Raw genomic sequence first — 16396 nt, 5'->3', positions numbered from 1 at the left:
CGAGGGGGTCGCTGAGCCCGCGCGAGGGCACCGACTGTTCGGGTTGCCGAGGGGGCGGGGTGGGTCGACACTGGACCCGCCCCGCCCCCTCCTCGTCGCCCGGGAGTCCCATGGCCGCCCCGCCCCGCCCGATGAGCATCCTGCTCGCGGGCCACTGCCGTTCGGCCATCGCCCTGCCGTTCGCCGGGGGGCTGGAGGCCATCACCTGGCACCTCGCCCGCGGGCTCGTGGCGCGCGGCCACCGGGTGACCCTCTTCGGCGCGCGCGGCTCGGACTGCGGGCCACAGGTTCAGGTGGTGAGGCCGGAGGACCTGGGCGTGCACGTGGACCCGGTGGCGCCGTGGGACGAGACCCGGGCCGACGTCAACCGCGCCTTCAAGCGGCTGGCCGAGCACGTGCCCACGCTGGACGTGGACCTGGTGCACAACAACAGCCTCAACCCCACGCTGCTGGAGCACGACCTGGGGCGCCCCGTGGTCACCACGCTGCACACCCCGCCGCTGCTGCCGATGATGCACGCCTTCCGCCGCCGCCCGCCGGCGCCGGGGAGCGTGAACGCGGTGAGCGCCTTCACCGCCCGCCAGTGGGGTCCGGTGGTGGACGCCTCGGTGGTGCACAACGGCGTGGACGCCGACCTGTGGCCGGCGGGCCCGGGCGGGGGCGGGTTGGTCTGGTTCGGGCGGCTGGTGCCGGAGAAGGGGCCGGACGTGGCCGTCGCGATGGCGCGCCGGCTGGGGATGCCGCTGCGCCTGGTGGGGCCGGTGAGCGACCGGGCGTGGTTCTCCGACCACTTGGAGCCGATGCTGGGCGGGGACGTGGAGTACCTGGGGCACCTGCGCACCTCGGAGCTGGCCGAGGTGGTGGGCTCCAGCGCGGCCACCCTGGCGACCCCGCTGTGGGACGAGCCGTTCGGGCTGGTGGCGGCGGAGTCCGGGGCGTGCGGGACACCCGTGCTGGGGCTGGCGCGGGGTGGCCTGCAGGAAGTGGTGACCCCGGAGGTGGGCCGGCTGGTGACGCCCGACGCCTGGGAGGAGCAGGTGCACGCAGCCGCCGAGGAGGTGCTGGCGCTGGACCGCGCGGACGTGCGCCGCCGGGTGGAGCGCGACTTCTCCATGGACACGATGGTGGCCGAGCACGAGGCGCGCTACGCCCGGCTGCTGCAGGCCAGCGCGCACCTGAAGGCGGTGCGGTGAGCACCCGCCGGCACCCGGTGCGCGTGCTCAGCCTGCCCGCCGGCCACGCGTACGTGCGCAGCGTGCTGGCCGGCGCGTCTGGGGTGGAGCTGCTGCCCGACCCACCCGTCCCCGGGGCACCGGCCGGGCAGTGGTGGCCCTCACCGGCCTGGGACCCGCAGTGGGTGCGGGCGCACCGCACGGAGGTGGACCTGGTGCACGTGCACTTCGGCTTCGAGCACCTCGCGCCCGCCCAAGTGGCCGACTGGACCGACACCCTGCGCCGGGTGGGCCTCCCACTGGTGGTCACGGTGCACGACCTGGACCTGCCGCACGCGGTGGAGCAGGACGACCACCGCGCCCGGGTGCGCCTGCTGGTGGAGGCGGCCGATGCCGTGCTGACGCTCACGCCCGGCGCGGCCGACCGCATCGAACGGGCGACCGGGCGGCGGGCGGTGGTGGTGCCGCACCCGGCGATGGAGCCGCGCGAGCACATCGAGGAGGCGGTGCGTGCACCGCGCCCGGAGGGGCCCGTGCTCGTGGGGGTGCACCTGAAGTCCCTGCGCGCCAACGCCGGCCGGACCCGCCTGCTCGACGGGCTGCTGGCCGCTACCGACGCCCTGGGCCCGGCCGCGTGCCGGCTGGAGGTGACGCTGCACCGCGAGCTGCTGCGCCCGGGGGTGGCCGGGGACGTGGCCGCCTGGGTGCGGGACGCCCCCGAGCGGGTGGACGTGCGCGCCGTGGACCCGTTGGACGACGCGGCGTTCAGCACCTACCTGCAGCACCTGGACGTCTCCGTGCTGCCGCACCGGTGGGGCACGCACTCCGGCTGGGTGGAGCAGTGCCACGACCTGGGCGTGGTGCCCCTGGCACCCAGCGTGGGCCACCTGGCTGAGCAACGCGTGGAGCACCTGTGGGCGTGGGAGGGAGAGCGGCCCGAACCGGCCTCGCTGCGGACGGCTCTGGAGGGCGCGGTGACCGCGGCGCGGGCCGGGCGGTCGGCGGAGCAGGCACGCGCCTGGGCCGACCACCGGGCCCGGGAGACCGAGGCGGTGGGGCGTGCCCACGTGGCGGTGTACGAGCAGGTGGTGGACGAGCAGGCGGCACGGGACCGTGCCGCGCGGGAGGCGTCGTGAACGGGCAACAGGGCACGGGAACGGGTGTGGACGAGGGGCGCCGTCGCCACTACGGGGGCTTCTACGGCATCGAGGAGGTGCCCGACGGCCCGGTGGGGATGGTGCACGGCAACTGCCAGGCCGAGTCGCTGCGGGTGCTGCTGGAGTTGGCCGACCCCGCGCGCACGTGGGTGCGGGTCCCCCCGGTGCACGAGCTGACCGCCGAGGACCTGCCCCACCTGGACCGGTTGCTGGCCCGCACCACGGTGGTGGTCACCCAGCCGGTGCGCGACGACTACCGCGACCTGCCGCTGGGCACCGCGCAGGTGGTGGCCCGGGCGGCGCGCGGCGCGCAGCACGTGATGGCGCCGATCGTGCGCTACCGCGGTCTGCACCCGCAGCAGCGGCTGGTGCGGGGCCCCGGCCTGCCGGACCCGCCCCTGGTGCCCTACCACCACACGGGGGCCGTCGCCCGGGCCGCCGGGCTGGCCGACCCGCTCCCGGGAGCCGATGCGGTGCGTGCGGTGGCGCAGGCGTCACTGGCCGAGCTGCGGCGCCGGCAGGAGGCCGCCGGGGCGGTGCCGGTGGACGACCTGCTGGTGGGCGCCGGCGCGCGGGCCACGAACACCATCAACCACCCGGGCAACCCGGTGCTCATGGGCCTGGCGCAGCGCGTGGCCGAGCGGGTGGGGGCCGGGGCGGTGCCGGACCCGGGGCGCGAGCTGCTGCGCTCGGTGTTCGCCCCGGTGACCGCCGCCACCCTGGACGCGCTGGGACTCGAGGGCGAGCCACGCGATGACTGGCTGGTGGACGGGCGGGCGGTGCCCGACGAGGAGGTGGTGGCCACCCAGGCCGCGTGGCTGCGCGCGAACCCGCGGGTGCTGGCCGCCTGTGCGCGGGCGGTCCGCGACGACCTGCTGCTCGCTGGGGTGGTGGGCCGGCCGCGCCGGGGTGCGGGCGCCGGGGCCGGTGGAGCGGCCGGCTCCGGTGGGCTCGAACCGAGCGTGGCGCCCTCCGGCGACCCCGAGCAGGTGGCCACCACGGACACCGACGACGCGCTGCACGTGGTGGTGGGACCGGACCAGCACGGGGTGGTGCTGCACGCCCGGCGGCTGGCGCACGCGGGAGCGGGTGAGCTGCTGCGGCTGGCCACCGAGGACCTGGCCCCCGATGACGTGGCCGCCAGGGCCTGGAGCGCACCGGACGGCCCGGCCACCCGTCTGGCCGGGCGCACCGTGGTGGTGCACTTCACCGACCGCGCGTTCGGCCCCACCCCGTCGGCGGCCGCCGACGCGCTGGAGCGCCTGGTGGCCGCCACGGCATCGGTGCAGGTGGTGCTGCACGACGTGCCCCAGCCCAGCGACGGCACCGGACAGGAGGCCCGCACCGCGGCCTACCACCGCGTGTGCGCGGCGGCCGACGCGGTGGTGGTGAGCAGCGAGCACGAGCGGGGGCTGCTGGCCGCGGCCACGGGGGTGGACGCCGACCGCATCGGCGTGGTGCCGCTGCCCGTGGAGCGCGAGGTGCGTCAGCCCGCGGGGTCCGTCACGACCGACGAGGGTGTGCCCGATGACGTCCCACCGGGCAGGTGGGTGGCCACCCTCGGCTTCCTCTACCCCGGCAAGGGCGTGGAGGAGGTGGTGGACGCCACCGCCGCGGCCGCGCGTGACCCGCGCCTGCCCGCCGACCGCCGCCCCACCGGCGTGCTCAACCTCGGCCGCCCCGCACCGGGTCACGAGGAGCTCGTCGACGCCCTCGAGCAGCGCGCCGCCACGGCCGGCACCCGGTTCGTGACCACCGGCTGGCTCACCGAGGACGAGCTCGCCGCCGCCTGCCGCGCGGTGGACGTGCCGGTGGCCCACCACCGCCACGTGTCGGCCTCCGGGTCGGTGAACTCGTGGCTCGCCGCCGGCCGCCGCCCGTTGGTGGCCGACTCGCCCTACGCCCGGGAGCAGGCCGCCCGGATGCCGGGGGCCCTCCGGCTGGTGGGCCACGACGACGCGCTGCACGAGCTCACCGGGGCGCTGGTGGACGCGCTGGGCGACCCCGCATCGACCCACCAGGGCCAGGACACCGACCTGTGGCCCTCCTGGCAGGAGGCCGCCGAGATGCTGAGGAACCTGCGATGACCACCCCGAGCGTGACCGTGGTGGTGCCGCACCACGACTCCCCCGAGCGCCTGGCCCGGCTGCTGCAGGCGCTGCGCCACACCACGCTGCCGGCCGACCGTGTGGACGTGGTGGTGGCCGACGACGGCTCGCCCACCGCGCCCGTGCTGCCCACCGACCACCCGCTGCGGCTGCGTCTGGTGCGCCAGGAGCGGCGGGGCTTCCGGGCCGCCGCGGCGCGCAACCTGGGTGCGGCCGCCGCCACCGGGGAGGTGCTGGTGCTCCTGGACGGCGACATGCTGCCCGAGCCGGACTGCCTGCGCGTGCTGGCCGAGGCGGCATCCGGCCCGGTGCCGACGCTCGTGGTGGGCCGGCGGCGGCACCACGACGCGGCCGGGTGGACGCCGGCTGCGGTCACCGACTGGCTCACCGGGCACGGCCCCGCCCCGGTCACCCTCCCCGAGCCGGCGTGGCTGGCCGAGGGCCTGGCGGGCACCGACCACCTGCGTGCCGCGGACGACGCGAGCTTCCGCTACGTGATCTCGGCGGTGATGGCGGTGCCGCGGGCGGCCTTCCTGGCCCTGGGCGGCTTCGACGAGACCTTCGTGGGCTACGGCGGGGAGGACTGGGAGCTGGCGCAGCGAGCCTGGCTGGCCGGGTGGGACCTGCGCCACCGCCCCGATGCCGTGGCCTGGCACGACGGGCCGGAGATCTCCGGGCGCCCCGAGGACCTGGTGGCGGTGAAGAACGCCGAGACCGCCCACCTGGCCACCCGCCTCACCCACCCGCTGGTGCGCGGCCGCGGCCTCGTGCACGCCCTGCCGGACCTGGTGGTCGAGGCCGACGCGAGCCGGTGGACGCTCGGGCAGGGGCTCGTGGCCGTGGAGTCCTGGCTGCGCCGCGGGGACACGGGGGTGTGGTTCGGCGGGTCGGCGGCGGCCGAGCTGCAGCGCGCCCTGGCCGCGGACCCGCGCGTGCACCCCGGCAGCCCGGACCGTGAGGTGCTGTCCCGCTGCCGGTGGCGCGTGCGCACGAGCGAGCCGGTGACCACACCCACGGGCTGGGAGCCGGTGGCGCGACGCGGCGTGGCCGGGCCGCCGGCCAGCCCGGGCGCGGGGCGGGGCGCCGCACCGGTGCAGGTGGCCCGCACCCGTGACCTCGCGCGGGCCCGCCTCACCCTGGCCACCGACGAGCCGGGGCAGACCGCCTCGGGGTGGCACGGCATCGCCGTGGAGGGGCCGGCCGCCCGCCTGCGGCGCGTGCCGGCGTCCACGATGGTGGAGCGCGCCCGGCAGGAGCACGCGTGATCGGCTACTACGTGCACCACGTGGGGTCCGGCCACACCAGCCGGGCCCTCGCCGTCGCCGCCGCGTACCGCGCGCTGACCGGCGACGAGGTGGTGGGGCTGGGCAGCCGCCCGCGGCCCGACGGCTGGGTGGGGCCGTGGGTGCGGCTGGTCGACGACACCGACGGCATCACGTGGGAGGCACCCGGGCGGGCGACGCCCCGCCACGAGCAGAGCGCCGGCGGGTCCCTGCACTTCGCGCCATTGCGCACCGGGGCCGTGGGGTTCGGCGAGCGCCAGCGCCAGGTGGCCGCCTGGGTGGCCGCCGCGCGGCCCGAGGCGGTGGTGGTGGACGTGTCGGTGGAGGTGGTGGCCCTGGTGCGGCTGCTGGGCGTGCCGGTGGTGACCGTGGCGATGCCGGGCGACCGCACCGACGCGCCGCACCGGCTGGGGTACGACCTCGCGAGCGCCGTGGTGGCCTGCTGGCCGGCCGGTGCGCACCCCGACCACGTGGTGGCCCACGGGGAGCTCGCGGCGCGGACGACGCACGTGGGCGGCGTGCCGCACCCGGACGGCACGGATCCCGGGGGTGCCGCCGCGGGCTCCTCGGCGGGTGCACCGGCTCGGGGTGGGGTGCGCGACGCCGCGCTCGGCGTGGTGCTCTGGGGCCACGGCAGCGACGCCCCCGGTGCGGAGCACCTGGCGGCGCTGGAGCAGGCCGACCCCGGCGTGCGGTGGGCGCTGGCCCGCGACCTGCCCCCGACCGAGGTGCGCGCACTGCTGCGCCGTGCCGGCACGGTGGTGACGCACGCGGGGCAGGGCGCCGTGGCCGACGTGGCCACCGCCGGCACGCCCGCGGTGGTGCTGCCGCAGCCCCGCCCGCACGACGAGCAGGTGGCCACCGCGCGCGCCCTGGGACGCATGGGGCTGGCCGCCACCCCCGGTCTCGGGTCCACGACCGGCGAGGGGCCCCTCACGGCATCCGGGGCCACATCCGGACCGTCCTGGCCCGCGCCCGGGGAGTGGCCCGGGCTGCTCGCCCGCGCCCGCGCCATGGGGGGCGGCGCGTGGGGTCACTGGCTCGGGTCCGGCGCGGCCGGCATCGCGCAGGTGGTGGCCGCCGCGGCCCGCCCGGGCGAGCAGCCCGCCGGGCCCACCCCGGACACGGCACCCGAGCACCCCACTCCCGACCCCGAGGAGGCCCCGTGACCACCGCCGTCCTCACCCTGGTGCACGGCCGCCACGACCACCTGGCCAACCAGCGGCGGTCGCTCGCGGCATCGGACCGGGTGCCCGACCTGCACGTGGTGGTGGCCATGGACGACGCGGCCATCCGCTCGGTCACCGGGGCCCACCCCGTGCCCGGCTGCCGCACCCTCGTGGTCGACGTCAACACGACCCCCGAGGGCCTGCCGCTGGCCGCCGCGCGCAACCTGGCCGCCACCACCGCCACCGAGGCGGGGGCCGACGTGCTCGTGCTCCTGGACGTGGACTGCATCGCCGAGCCGGAGCTCGTGGGCACCTACACCGACGCCCTGGCCGCGCACCCCGTGGGCGACACGCCCGCCCTGTGGTGCGGCGTCACCGGGCGCCTGCGCGAGACCGACCCGCCCGCCGCCTACCCGGTGGAGGACCTGCCCGCCCTGCGCGCCCTCTCCGACCCCGCGCCCGGGCGCCCCGTGCCGACCCCCGGCGAGGTGGTGCCCGAACCCGACCTCACCCGCTTCTGGTCGCTCAACTTCGCGATGACGCCCGCCGCCTGGCGCACCGTCGGCGGCTTCGACGAGGCGTACGTCGGCTACGGCGGGGAGGACACCGACTTCGCCCAGCGCCTCGGCGCGGCCGGTGGGCGCCTGCTGTGGCTCGGCGGCGCGGTGGCCCACCACCAGTGGCACGAGAGCCACTCCCCGCCGTGGGACAAGGTGGCCGACGTGGTGCGCAACGGCCGCGTCTTCGCCGAACGGTGGGGCTGGTGGCCGATGGAGGGGTGGCTGGAGCAGTTCGCGTCGGCGGGCCTCGTGCGGCGCGACGACGCCGGCGGGTGGGTGCTCGTCGCGGGCTGAGCACCCCGGCGTGCGGGGACCGCGGCGTTATCGTTGCTCCCCACGGACCTCGGTCCACCCCGTCCGACCTGTGTCGTCCCCCCTCCAAGGAAACTCCGTGAGTCAAGTGGCCAGGAAGCCCGTCGGTGCCTCCAGCACCGGCAGCCAGCGGCCGTCCTCGTTCCGCCCCGACGTCGAGGGCCTGCGCGCCATCGCCGTCCTCTCGGTGATGGCCTACCACGCGGGCCTCCCGCTCGTCACGGGCGGTTTCGCGGGGGTGGACGTGTTCTTCGTGCTCTCCGGCTTCCTCATCACCGGTCAACTCCTCAAGGAGGTGGACCGCACCGGCCGGGTGGACCTGCCGGCCTTCTACGGCCGCCGCGCCAAGCGCCTGCTCCCCGCGGCCACCACCGTGCTCATCGTCACCGGGCTGCTCACCTGGCTGCTGCTGCCGGCCACCCGGTTCAAGGAGATCGCCTGGGACATCGCGCTCTCGGCGCTCTACATCGTCAACTGGCGGCTGGCCGACCGCTCCGTGGACTACCTGGCCGAGGACTCCCAGCCCTCCCCGGTGCAGCACTACTGGTCGCTCGCGGTGGAGGAGCAGTTCTACGTCGTCTGGCCGCTGGTGCTGCTGCTGGTCGGCCTGGTCGTGACGCGCACGCGCTTGCCGCTGGCACCGGTGGCCACCGTGGGGCTGCTCGCCATCGCCGTCCCCTCGCTCGTCTGGTCGGTGGTGCACACCGCCTCCAGCCCGGCCACGGCCTACTTCGTCACCACCACCCGCCTCTGGGAGCTCGCCCTCGGCGGCCTCGTGGCCTGCGGTGTGGCCGTCTGGGCCAGCCTGCCGCGCCTCGTGGGCAGCCTGCTCGTGGTGCTCGGCCTCGTGGTGCTGCTGACCAGCCTGTTCGTGGTCACCTCCTCCACCCCGTGGCCGGGCAGCGCCGCCCTGCTGCCCACCGTGGGCACCGCCCTGGTGCTCGTGGGCGGGGCCCGCGCCCGCGGCCCGGTGGTGCGCCTGCTCGGCTCGGCCCCGATGCTGTGGGTCGGCGCCCTGAGCTACTCGCTCTACCTGTGGCACTGGCCGCTGGTGACCGTGGTGGAGCAGGGCGTGTACGAGGACGGCGCCCCGATGTGGGCGAGCGTCGCCGCCGTGCTGGCCGCCTTCCCGCTCGCCTGGGCGGGGCACCACCTCATCGAGAACCCGGTGCGCTTCGCCACGCCGTTCAAGCGCACCCGCAACGCCCTGGCGCTGGGCGGCACCCTCACCGCGGTGGGCGCCGTGGCGGCCCTCGGCCTGGTGCAGCTGGCGCCCAGCACCAAGCAGGTGGACGCGAACCCGGAGACCGCCGCCGGCCGCGTGGGCGCCGAGGTGCTGCTGCCGCAGGACGTGGACCCCGACGAGGTGCCGGCCGACGTGCGCCCCGTGGTGGGCGAGGGGGCCGTGCCCGACGCCCCGGAGGCCATCACCCCGGACCCGCTCGAGGTGACCAAGGACTACCCGCCCACGTACGACCAGAACTGCGTGGACAGCGTGGACGGCAACCAGCTCAAGGAGTGCACCTTCGGCCAGGAGGGTGCGAAGAAGACGATCGCCGTGGCCGGTGACTCGAAGATCGACCAGTGGGTGCCCCTCATCGACGCGTGGGCCAGGGACCACGGCTACGAGGTGCGCACCTACCTGAAGTCCGCCTGCCCGTACAACGACCAGCTCATGGACTCCGAGGACGCCCGCTGGAAGGACTGCCACGACTGGGGCCAGGAGGTGCACGAGAAGATCACCGCCCAGCAGCCCGACCTGCTGCTCACCAGCTCGCTCGTGGCCGGCGGGGCTCAGGGCGACGACAAGGTGTCCCAGGGCTACGAGACCTTCTGGCGGCCGCTGGCCGAGAAGGGCACCACCGTGGTGGCCGTGGCCGACACCGCCGGCCCCACCGACGGCCCGCAGTACGAGTGCGTGGCCGAGCACCTGGACGCGGTGGGCCAGTGCGCCTTCGAGGACGACGGCGGCCGCGGCACGCCGGCCCTCGAGCAGGCCGTGGAGCAGGTGGACGGGGCGGCGATGATGTCCCTCAACGACTTCGTCTGCCCCGAGGGGACCTGCCCGGCCGTCATCGGCGACGTGCTGCCCCACCGGCAGGGCAGCCACGTCAGCAACACCTACGTCACAACCCTCGGCGGCGTGTTCGACGCGCGCCTCGAGGCCGCCATCGAGGAGGCCCGGTGAGTCCGGCATCCGTGGGCACCGCCCACCACCCCCGCCCGGGAACCCGCGGCGCGACGCCCCTGCAGTCCCCCGGGAGCCGGGACCTGCTGTGGTGCGCCGCCAGCCGGGGCCAGGTGCACGCCGCCCTGCCCACGGTGCGCCACCTGCTGCGCCAGGGGCACCGGGTGGTCCTGGCAGCTCCCGCCGAGGCGTGGGAACCGACCCTGGCCGAGGCACGCGACGACGAGGACGCCACCGCCCTGCTGGAGGAGCTCGCCGCCGGCGGGCTGCGCGTGGTGCACCCCGAACCGGGCGAGGCCGGCGACGCCCACGGGCTCCTGCACGCGCTCAACGCCGGGGGCGAGGAGTCCTTCGCCCACGACCTGGTGCGCGACCCGCGCCTGCCCGCGCTGGCCGAGGGGGCCCTCGTGGTCTGGCCGGGCACCACCCACGCGGTGGAGCTCGACGCCGTGGACGTGCTCACCGGCGACGCCGCCCGGGCAGCCGTGGCCGGGCTGCTGGCCGAGCCGGTGCGCGCCGGCGCCCTCTCGCCCGAGGCCGTGCTCGGTCTGGCCCGCGACGTGCCCGAGGCGGTGACCGCCCGCCAGCGCGTGGACGCCTCCACCGCCCTGCTGCGCCAGGGCCGCTGGACCGGCGGCACCGCGCGCATCCAGCGGCAGATGAAGGCCCTGGCCGCCCCGGACCTGGCGGGCGACGACCTCACCGCCCTGGTGGGCCTGGCCTTCCACCGCACGCTCCACGCCGATGCGGTGTCCACCCCGATGGTGGACAACCCCGGCGCGTGGCTCTCGCCCCTGCGCACCGTCGCGGGCTGGAAACGCCTGACCGCCGAGCAGCCCCGCCCCGCCGCCACCCCGCGGCCCACGGGCCCCGCCCCCCGCGTGCTGCTCCTGCCCGGCACCTACGGCCGCTTCGAGCAGCCCGTGGTGCGGGCCCTGGAGGCCGCCGGCTGCACGGTGGACGTGCTCGACCTGGCCGAGCTGGCCCCGGTGCTCTCCAGCCGCCTGGTGCGGGCGGAGAACCTCGAGGCGGTGCAGCGTCTGGTGCTCGACGGCGAGCACGGCCTGCCCACCGAGGTGACCGACCGCATCGCGGCGGCCGACGTGCTGTGGGCCGAGTGGGCCGACCTGCCCGCGGTGTGGCTGAGCCACCTGGCCGCCCCTCACCAGCGCATGGTGCTGCGCGTGCACAGCCTGGACGTGCTCGACCCGTGGCTGCACCTGGTGCGCTGGGCGTCGGTGGACGCCCTCGTGGCCGTCGGGGCGCCGGTGGCCCGGGTGGCGCTCGGCGTGCTCGGCGCCCGCACGGACCTGCCGCCGGTGCACGTCATCGGCCACGTGCTGGACGGCCACTGGTTCGACGTGCCCACCACCGACGACGCCCACCGGCGCCTGGTCATGGTCAAGTGGGGCCGCCGCGTGAAGGACCCCCTCAAGGCCCTCGAGCTGCTGGCCCGCCTCCGCGAGCACGACCCGGCGTGGCGCCTGCGCCTCATCGGCCAGGACATCGCCGATGCCGGGGAGAACGGCACGTACGCACGGCAGGTCGCCGAGCGGGCCGCGCAGGACGACGTACGCGACGCCCTCGAGCTCGTGCCGCAGACCGACGACGTGGCCGCCCACCTGGCCGGCTGCGGGTTCGTGGTGAGCTCCAGCCGCCGTGAGTCCTTCCACCTGGGCCTCGTGGAGGCCGCCGCAGCCGGGTGCGTGCCGGTGGTGCGCAACTGGCCGGTGTTCGCCCGCCGCGGCGGCGCGCGCGACGTGCTGCCCGACGACTGGGTGGTGGACGGGCCCGACGCCCGCTGGGTGGACGCCGCCGCCGAACGCGTGCTGGCCCACGCCGACCGCACCACCTGGGAGGCCGCCTCCGCGGCGACCCGCGCCCAGGTCCGAGACCACTTCCCCGCCGACGAGACCCTCCGACGCCTCGCATCCGTGGCGCTGGACCGTGAGGACACCACTCGATGAGCTCTGCTGCCCCCACCGCGCCCGCCGCCTCCTCCGTCCCCGGCGGGCACCGCCCCACCTCCTTCCGCCCCGACGTGGAGGGCCTGCGCGCCATCGCCGTCCTCTCGGTGCTGGCCTACCACGCCGGCCTGCCCGTCATCACCGGCGGTTTCGCGGGCGTGGACATCTTCTTCGTGCTGTCGGGCTTCCTCATCACCGGCCAGCTGCTCAAGGAGGTGGACCGCACCGGCACGGTCGACCTGCCGGCCTTCTACGGCCGCCGCTTCAAGCGCCTGCTCCCCGCGGCCACGATGGTGCTGCTGTTCACCGCCATCGGCACCTGGCTGCTGCTGCCGCTGACGCGCTTCAAGGACGTGGCGTGGGACATCGGCGCCTCGGCGGTGTACCTCATCAACTGGCGGCTGGCCAACCAGTCCGTGGACTACCTGGCCGAGGACACCGAGCCCTCGCCGCTGCAGCACTTCTGGTCGCTCGCGGTGGAGGAGCAGTTCTACGTGGTCTGGCCGCTGGTGCTGCTCGTGGTGGGCCTGGTGGTGCGCCGCGCCCGCACCCCGCTGGCGCCCACGGCCACCCTCGGCCTGCTCGCCATCGCCGTGCCCTCGCTGGTGTGGTCAGTGGTGCACACCGCCTCCAGCCCGGCCACGGCCTACTTCGTCACCACCACCCGCCTGTGGGAGCTCGCCGTCGGTGGCCTGGTGGCCTGTGGCGCGACGGTGTGGCCGCGGCTGGACCGCCGCCTCGGTGCGGCGCTGGTGGCCGTCGGCCTGCTGATGCTGGGCGTGGCCTTCCTGGTCATCACCAGCAGGACGCCGTGGCCGGGCAGCGCCGCCCTGCTGCCCACCATCGGCACCGCCCTGGCCCTCGTCGGCGGCTACACCGCGCGCGGCCCGCTGCAGGCGGCCCTGGGCTCGGCCCCGATGCTGTGGGTCGGCGCCCTGAGCTACTCGCTCTACCTGTGGCACTGGCCGCTGGTGATCTTCACCCAGCAGGGCCTCTACGACGGCGAGAAGGCGCCCCTGTGGGCCACCGTGGCCGCCGTGCTGCTGGCCTTCCCCCTGGCCTGGGCGGGCAACCGCCTGGTGGAGAACCCGGTGCGCTTCGCCGCCCCGTTCAAGCGCACCCGCAACGCCCTGGTGCTGGGTGCCTCGCTCACCCTCACCGGTGTGCTGCTGGGCACGGCCCTGCAGGTGGTCGCGCCCGGCAAGGGCACCGACGAGAACGCCGCCGGCGCGCGGGCGCTGCTGCCGGACGAGGAGAAGGCGAAGGACGCCCACGCCGGCAAGGGTGTGCGCGGCGTCAACGCGGTGCTCAAGGCCAAGCCCGACCCCGCCGCCTACCCGGACAACCCGGAGACCATCACCCCCGACCCGCTGGACGCCACCGAGGACGTGCCGCCGCAGTACGCCGACGGCTGCCAGGTGTCCCTGGACTCCGCCGAGCCGCACGAGTGCGAGGCCGGCGACCCCAACGGCCAGAGGACGGTGGCCCTGGTGGGCGACTCCAAGGCCTTCCAGTGGCTGCCGGGCCTGGACGCGTGGGCCAAGGAGCGCGGCTACACGGTGCGCTCCAACACCAAGTCGGCCTGCGCCTTCTCGGCCGCCCTGCAGGCACCCGGCGGCACGCCGAACACCTCGTGCAAGGAGTGGGGCGACAAGGTCGCCGACTCGCTGCAGGCCGACCCGCCGGACGTGCTCGTGGTCTCCGGCCTGCGCTCCGAGGCGCTGGTCGAGGAGGGCGGCACCAAGACCTCCCGCGAGGCCATCGTGAAGGGCTACCTGGAGCACATCCAGCCGCTGGTCGACGAGGGCACCACCGTGGTGGCCATCGCCGACACGCCGCAGCCCAAGACCAAGGTCTACGAGTGCGTGGCCGAGAACAGCTCGCACGTCTCGGTGTGCGACTTCCCGGAGCGCGACGGCGTGGGCACCCCGGCGCTCGAGGAGGTCATGAAGGAGGTCGACGGCTCCCTCATCGACTTCAACGACCACCTCTGCCCCGAGGGCACCTGCCGCGCGGTGAACGGTGGCGTGCTCACCTACCGCCAGGGCAGCCACGTGACGGCCACCTGGGTGGCCTCGCTGCAGCAGGTGCTGGACGCCCGCATGGACGCCGCGCTGGACAAGGCCGGGAAGGGCCAGAAGGGCTGACGCCCACGATCAGCCACTCATGTGTCACTGGATGCGCGGGCAGACACCCTCCGCGGCACCCAGTGACACATGAGCGCACAGCGGTCGTGCCCGCCCTGCGTTGAGTCGTCGTTTCTCGGGGTCGAGACCGGCTCTGGACCCCGAGAAACGACGACCCAACGCCCAAGGGGTGTGCTGGGTGGAGCGAGCTCCGCTCAGGCTCGCCAGGGGGCCGGGCGCGCACCCTCGATGCCGCAGTGCCCCGCACCGTGCCGGGTGACCCACTGCGGCGCGGTGCCGAACGCCTCGCGCAGCTGCCCGGGCACCACCATGAGGTCCCCGATGCTGCCCGCACCGGTGTCCTCGGCCAGCCGGTCGGCGTCCAGCCACACCCGCTCGGCCCGCACCTTCCCCGCGTCGCGCGCGGCGAGCCCCGCGTCGAGCACCAGCAGGTTCTGCGCCAGTGTCGCCTCGTTGGCCGAGACGTAGGTCAGCCCCTCGGCCACGATGAGGTCGCCCACCGCGCCGGCCAGCTCCGGCCGCCGCTCGGTGAGGGGCAGCGGGCGCTCCTGGTGCCACAACACGGGGCGGATGCCTGCGTCGAGGAACTCGCGCAGCTGCGCCACCCGCTCGGGCTGGCTGAAGTCGCCGCGCAGCACCCAAGCGTGCGTCACCTCCTCGCCGCTGGAAGGGTACCGCCCGCCGTCGGGCGCGGGCAGGTCGCGGTTCCACGCCCGCGGCACGCTGAACGGCATCGTGGCGGAGGAGTCGATGCCGGACGCCCCGGCCAGCTGCCGCGAGCGCGGCCCCTTGCCACCCCCGGCACGCCGGATCGCCCGGTGCCACGCGGCGTACACCCCGCGGTAGAGCAGCCGGTCGGGGTTGTTGCGGTTCCACATGAAGTCGCCGCGCGAGAGGCTGCCGGTGCTCAGGCGGATGACGGCCAGGTAGTCGTCGATGTCGCGCACCGGGCGGCCCAGCGCGTCGAGCCGGAAGTGGTACTCCGAGTCCGCGCCCTTGCGCACGGCCTGGAAGCCACCCACCTCCTCCAGCACGGAGCGGCGCACCATGAGGCTGGAGGCGTTGCGGCGGTCCGGCGGGTAGCCGAGCCACTGGTGGGTGAGGTCGTCCTTGACCCGGATGGCCTGCGACCGGTTGGCGGGCACCTTGGGGTGGGCCTCCAGGTCGCGCACGTGGCGCTCGATGCGCTCGGGGTGCGACCAGTCGTCGGCGTCCTGCACGGTCACGTACTCGCCGTGGCTGATGCCGATGCCGTGGTTGCGCGCCACGTACGAGCCGCCGTTGGCGGGCATGCGCACCACGGTGATGCGCGGGTCCATCCGGCCGACCTGCTCGAAGACGGCGTCGAACTCCGGCCCGGACGCGTCGTCGAGCACGAGGATCTCCAGGCGCCGCCAGGTCTGGGCGGTGATGGACCGCACCGAGGTCACCAGCCCCTCGGCGTCGGGCTGCCAGCACGGCATGAGCACGGTCACCAGCGGCCCGTCCTCCACGTGGTGGGGCGCGGCGGCCTCCATCCGGTCGTACGGGGTGCTGCCCGATGCGGTGAGCGTCACCGGGGTGCAGCGGCTCTGTGTGAAGCGGGTGTTGAGCGACTCCAGCCATGCCACCTCGGCCGCGGACCCGGGCTGCGGGGCGGTGGCGCCCTCCCCGAGGGCATCCAGCCGCGCCAGGTCGGTGCGCACGCCCTGCACGATCTGCTTGCGGGCCCCGGGCAGGTCCACCCAGCGGCGGGCCAGTTCGGGACGGCCGGAGAGCAGCGCCTGCTGCAGCGGGATGGCGCGCAGCTTGGGCGGCAGGGCCTCGGCGCCGTGGGTCTCCAGGAGGGCCTCGAAGAGCCGCAGCCCGCGGGCGGTGGACTCCTCGTCGAGCGCGCGGCCGCTCCAGAAGGCCGCCACACAGCCCACCTGGTGCAGCAGCCGCTCGCGGGCCTCCCCGGCGTGCGCGGCCAGGGCGGGCCCGGCCACGGTGGGGGCCAGCACGGCCTCGAGGGTGGGGGCGGTCTCCACGTGGGCGGCCAGCTGCGGCATCGAGAGGGCGCCGTCGGTGGCCACGCGGGCCAGGGTCTCCACGAGCACCGGCGCGTCGGTGCGCAGCGCGGTGTGCAGGAGGGCCAGGGGGGTCTCGGCCGCGGCGGCCAACCATGCGAAACCAGCCTCGTCGGCGCCGTGGCGGGCGGCGTCCACGGCGTGGTCGGTGAGCGAGGCGGCGGGACGCGCGGTGCGCAGGGGTGCCACGAGTGGTCCTTCCGGGTGCCGGGTGGGCCGCCTGGCGCGGCGCTGCGGTCTGCTCGTCGAGGGGGTCGTCGGGCGACACCCCGGGACGGATCGGGA

Annotated in this window: 10 protein-coding genes; 9 read left to right on the top strand and 1 reads right to left on the bottom strand. The window is 76.1% G+C overall.

Annotated elements, in window-relative coordinates; all coding sequences use genetic code 11:
- Positions 1-110 precede the first annotated feature (110 nt).
- The 9 genes from CYJ76_RS02640 (at position 111) to CYJ76_RS02600 (ending at position 14063) form a co-directional block, all read left to right on the top strand.
- Positions 111-1193 (top strand): glycosyltransferase, encoded by a 1083-nt coding sequence (locus tag CYJ76_RS02640; protein ID WP_083323410.1) that lies wholly within the window; start codon positions 111-113, stop codon positions 1191-1193.
- Positions 1190-2308, top strand: a complete 1119-nt coding sequence (locus CYJ76_RS02635) for a glycosyltransferase (RefSeq protein ID WP_070703520.1) — start codon at positions 1190-1192, stop codon at positions 2306-2308. The genes CYJ76_RS02640 and CYJ76_RS02635 overlap by 4 nt, the downstream gene beginning before the upstream one ends.
- Positions 2305-4416: a WcbI family polysaccharide biosynthesis putative acetyltransferase gene (locus CYJ76_RS12155; protein ID WP_144043020.1), complete on the top strand. Its 2112-nt coding sequence runs from the start codon at positions 2305-2307 to the stop codon at positions 4414-4416. The genes CYJ76_RS02635 and CYJ76_RS12155 overlap by 4 nt, the downstream gene beginning before the upstream one ends.
- Positions 4413-5702, top strand: a complete 1290-nt coding sequence (locus tag CYJ76_RS02625; protein WP_101849174.1) for a glycosyltransferase family 2 protein — start codon at positions 4413-4415, stop codon at positions 5700-5702. The genes CYJ76_RS12155 and CYJ76_RS02625 overlap by 4 nt, the downstream gene beginning before the upstream one ends.
- On the top strand, positions 5699-6889 hold the full coding sequence (locus CYJ76_RS12150; protein WP_141494831.1) for a glycosyltransferase: 1191 nt from the start codon (positions 5699-5701) through the stop codon (positions 6887-6889). The genes CYJ76_RS02625 and CYJ76_RS12150 overlap by 4 nt, the downstream gene beginning before the upstream one ends.
- Complete coding sequence (locus CYJ76_RS12145) at positions 6886-7743, top strand: glycosyltransferase family 2 protein (RefSeq protein WP_141494830.1); 858 nt, start codon at positions 6886-6888, stop codon at positions 7741-7743. The genes CYJ76_RS12150 and CYJ76_RS12145 overlap by 4 nt, the downstream gene beginning before the upstream one ends.
- A 106-nt stretch (positions 7744-7849) precedes the next feature.
- Positions 7850-9949, top strand: a complete 2100-nt coding sequence (locus CYJ76_RS02610) for an acyltransferase family protein (protein WP_238138121.1) — start codon at positions 7850-7852, stop codon at positions 9947-9949.
- Positions 9946-11916, top strand: coding sequence for a glycosyltransferase (locus CYJ76_RS02605; RefSeq protein WP_101849173.1), 1971 nt, complete (start codon positions 9946-9948; stop codon positions 11914-11916). Before CYJ76_RS02610 ends, CYJ76_RS02605 begins: the two co-directional genes overlap by 4 nt.
- On the top strand, positions 11913-14063 hold the full coding sequence (locus CYJ76_RS02600; RefSeq protein ID WP_101849172.1) for an acyltransferase family protein: 2151 nt from the start codon (positions 11913-11915) through the stop codon (positions 14061-14063). Before CYJ76_RS02605 ends, CYJ76_RS02600 begins: the two co-directional genes overlap by 4 nt.
- Before the next feature lie 194 nt (positions 14064-14257).
- On the opposite strand, the gene CYJ76_RS02595 is transcribed toward CYJ76_RS02600, so the two are convergent.
- Positions 14258-16300, bottom strand: a complete 2043-nt coding sequence (locus CYJ76_RS02595) for a glycosyltransferase family 2 protein (protein WP_180802182.1) — start codon at positions 16298-16300, stop codon at positions 14258-14260.
- Between the last annotated feature and the right edge of the window lie 96 nt (positions 16301-16396).

This window comes from Kytococcus schroeteri (assembly GCF_002847825.1).
Taxonomy (GTDB): Bacteria; Actinomycetota; Actinomycetes; order Actinomycetales; family Dermatophilaceae; genus Kytococcus; species Kytococcus schroeteri.
Note: the sequence above shows the minus strand (reverse complement) of the source record. Positions and strands in the feature narration are given on the sequence as shown.

Bases quoted from the DNA above. Each gene is read 5' to 3' on its own strand.
- CYJ76_RS02640 (WP_083323410.1), top strand. From the start codon at position 111: ATGGCCGCCCCGCCCCGCCCGATGAGCATCCTGCTCGCGGGCCACTGC.
- CYJ76_RS02625 (WP_101849174.1), top strand. From the start codon at position 4,413: ATGACCACCCCGAGCGTGACCGTGGTGGTGCCGCACCACGACTCCCCC.
- CYJ76_RS02600 (WP_101849172.1), top strand. From the start codon at position 11,913: ATGAGCTCTGCTGCCCCCACCGCGCCCGCCGCCTCCTCCGTCCCCGGC.